Here is a 3,596-nt window from a genome sequence, read left to right as displayed (position 1 = left end):
TTGTCGGTTGATGTTACCCACTCACAAAAGCGTTCCCAGACATTGGCGCTTTCGCGCTGCTGTAAGGTTGTTGTCATTTGTTTATGATTGCTTTATTTGGTTTTCAATGTTCGTGACGGCTTTGTGTTCCGCCATGTAAATAAACATAAAGCATATTCTCAGGTTTGTAAAGTTTTTTAACAACAGATTAACTAATGAAAATGATAACCTTAACTTATCAATATGAAGAAAACTGGATAAAGAGGTAAGAATGCACAAAAAAGTAGGTAAAGCCTGGAAGCGCGTCGCCTTCAGGCATGGAAATATTAAGATACAGACTTCTGCTGGCTAGGTATCATAATGAGAGCCCAATAGGGAACTTCAGCGGGATCGACATCTGCGATCGCCCGAATTCGCTGATTCGGCATAGTTGCGCGTTCTATATACAAAGCTCGATCGAACTGTCCCAACTCAATCAGTACGTCCCGGACTTTCGCAAAATGCCGGCCCAGCTTAATAATCACAGCAGCATCAACAACGGCCAGTCGATCGCGCAAAACCTCAGCCTCCAGCGTCGCAGGCATAATACTTAACACATCGTTACGATAAGTCAGCGGCACTCCCAACGCAGCCGCACTCGCCATTGTCGAAGAAATTCCCGGCACAACTTCAGTGGTAAATGTCCCCGACAAACGGTTGAATAGATACATAAACGAACCGTAGAGAAAAGGTTCGCCCTCACATAGCACCGCCACATCCCGCCCCTCGCTCAGATGTGCGGCAATTTTCTCGGCAGCAATATCATAATAAGGTTGAGACGATCGCGTCGGACTAAAAGGCAACGGCATCGGAATCTCAATTTGCTCCGGGCGCAGATAATCTGCGACGATCGCCCGCGCCAGCACCTTACCATTTTCCATCGCCGGATAGGCAATCACCGGCACCGATTGCAAAATCCGATAAGCTTTCAAAGTAATCAACTCTGGATCGCCAGGGCCAATACCCAAACCGTACAATTTACCACTAGCCTTAGTCATAATTCATCCTTTTTCGCTAACGCATTCACAGCCGCCGTTGCCATTGCACTGCCACCGCGCCGCCCGTGCAACGTAATAAATGGCACTCCCCGACTGTTGGCGGCCAGTTCGGCTTTGGATTCGGCGGCCCCGACAAATCCTACCGGGAAACCCAAAATTAAAGCCGGTTTGGGTGCTCCGGCATCCAGCATTTCCAGTAGTCGGAACAAAGCAGTCGGGGCATTGCCAATCGCCACAACCGCACCCTGCAACTTGTCCAGCCATAAATCAAGCGCCGCCGCCGATCGAGTATTTCCTATTTGCCGCGCCAACTCTGGGATTTCGGAATGCCAGAGGGTGCAAATCACCGGATTGTCAGCGGGAAGGCGTTTGCGAGTGATGCCTTCGGCCACCATCCGGGCATCGCACAGAATCGGCGCACCTGCGACGAGGGCTTGGCGTCCGCAGGTGGCTGCACCGGGCGAAGCTGCTAAATCTGCAACAATATCAGTCATGCCGCAACTGTGAATTAGCCGCACGGCTACCGATTCTAAATCGGGCGACAAGCTTGACAAATCTGCTTCGGCTCGAATTGTGGCGAAGGATTTAATGTAAATTTCTGTTCCGTCTCGAATGTAGTCAATCATTGTTTACAACTGCTATGGGAATTTTGTGGGATTTGTGAAATAGATTTTTTGAATGAACCGCGAAGGCGTGAAGGACGCGAAGGAAGAAATCTCAAGAGAGATAGAAAGAGAAATGCTTAAAATTTGTCTTTTTTTATGAGAGATTTTTTCACTTTCAATTCCAATTTTCGGTGCTCAACAACTCCTGCAATTGGTCGATCGCCTGCCGATCGACAAACTCACCAAATGACTCCCCAGGCTCTCGAAACCGCTGATACACCCGCAACATTCGTTCGATCGCATCGGGCATCTCGATCGCATTCACCGCCTGAAAAATTTGTCGTCCGAAGGGCAAATCTTTTCTACCCGCATAAATGTCGTAACCTTCGATCGTCTCGTCTCCTCGCTCAATCTGAATTCCTACCAGCGTGATATCAATTGGCTGGTGCTGGGCGCAGGACTTTTGGCAACCGCTGAAATGAATGTTAATCGGCAGGTCGATCGTCAATTTTTGCGCTAAATCCCTAACCATTCCTAGGGCGTGACTTTGAGTATCTGTCGCCGCCGACGCACAGCCGCTGCTGCCGGCACAAGCCACCAAGCACGAATCTAGGCGAGTCGCCGATGAGTGCAATCCCAAATCGGCGACTTGCTGTTTTACCTCAAAAAGCTGGGAGTTGGGGATATCAGAAATTAGCAGATTTTGCCACGGCGTAAGTCTCAGGGTACCGCTGGCTAGCTTTTGGGCTAAATTTGCCAAATTCCGCAGTTGCTTTGATTCTAGCCTACCTAGAGGCAGTGCAATTCCCATGTAGGAGAAACCGGACTGTCGTTGAGGATGAATGCCGAGATGTCGGTGATGGGTGATGGATTTTTCAGATGAGGCGATCGGGCTTCGCTGCACTACAAACGGTAAATTTCTCTCTACCCTTTCTAGATAACTTTCAGCGCCCCAATCTTGCAGCAGGTGACGTAAACGCGGTTTTTTACCATCAATTCGAGGTCGATTTTTGGTGTATTCAAGATAGGTGCTAGCGAGGGCGGCTAATACTGAAATACATTGCGATTCTTGGATTAAAATTCCTGTCTCGCTCTTTAAATGCAGCCGAAAAACGATTTCTGATTTTGCAGATCGCCCTGCTGCCGCTAATAAAATATCGTTGCGTAAAGCCTGGATCGAAACTGATTCCCCCCCGTCGAAGCCAATACTGAACTTAGGCGAAAGTTCCGACAACTCGGAATGTGTTTGCAGGTAATCATCCCAAGCTTTGACTAGCGGGCGAGTATCCAGTAACTGCTGGCGATCGATCCCTGCTGTCGGACTTGCCATAATATTGCGAATCGGGTCAACTTCAACGCGGCGAGACGCTATCCCCAATTCCTGCAAGCGGTTCCAGACTTCCGGGGCTATTTCCGAGTTCACTTCTCGGATTTGCAAATTTGCCCGATTTGTCACTTGCAAACAGCCGGTACTGTATTGATCTGCCAAATCGGCGATCGTCCAACACTGCTGCGCGTTTAAAATTCCCCCCGGAATCCGCATTCTCGATAAAACTCCGTCTCGGGCTTGGGAACCGTAAAATAAACCCGGACAAGTCGGCAAATCAGTCAAAGCTAACAAATAATCTCCTCCCCGTGCTACGCAGGGAATCCAAAAGTAAACGCCCAGAAAGCGCCCCCGAAATCGGCATTCTGACTTTTACAGTTGCGGCACAGCGCCGGAATTGCACCGGACTTTCCCGCTTTCAGGTTTTAGAAAGGTATCACGACCTGACCGACAGAAAGCAAAACCCTCAACTTTCTTAACAAAACCCCTGGCGATCGCCCACCCCTATCCTTTCATCAGCTTTCCTAATCGCAGTCATCAGTTTAACTGTCGCTCAACCCCTTTACAAACCTTAACAACACCGTTAATAATAGAAACATCATCCGAACATTGACAACCAAATACAGCAATCATAAAACCATGACAACA

General features: G+C 48.7%; 3 protein-coding genes and 1 riboswitch. All 3 genes read right to left on the bottom strand.

What is annotated here, in order from left to right:
- Positions 1-305: 305 nt before the first annotated feature.
- A complete protein-coding gene (locus QUB25_RS29405; protein WP_333188975.1) occupies positions 306-1,016 on the bottom strand; it encodes a precorrin-2 C(20)-methyltransferase in 711 nt (236 codons plus the stop codon).
- Positions 1,013-1,642 (bottom strand): precorrin-8X methylmutase, encoded by a 630-nt coding sequence (locus QUB25_RS29400; protein ID WP_333188973.1) that lies wholly within the window; start codon positions 1,640-1,642, stop codon positions 1,013-1,015. The genes QUB25_RS29405 and QUB25_RS29400 overlap by 4 nt, the downstream gene beginning before the upstream one ends.
- Positions 1,643-1,796: 154 nt before the next feature.
- Positions 1,797-3,242 (bottom strand): precorrin-3B synthase, encoded by a 1,446-nt coding sequence (gene cobG, locus QUB25_RS29395; RefSeq protein ID WP_333188971.1) that lies wholly within the window; start codon positions 3,240-3,242, stop codon positions 1,797-1,799.
- A 56-nt stretch (positions 3,243-3,298) separates the two neighbouring features.
- A riboswitch (adenosylcobalamin-variant (AdoCbl-variant) riboswitch) is annotated at positions 3,299-3,378 on the bottom strand.
- Positions 3,379-3,596 lie beyond the last annotated feature (218 nt).

It is taken from the genome of Microcoleus sp. B3-D7, from assembly GCF_036705305.1.
Lineage (GTDB): Bacteria > Cyanobacteriota > Cyanobacteriia > Cyanobacteriales > Microcoleaceae > Microcoleus.
This window is presented reverse-complemented; position numbering and strand designations above follow the sequence as displayed.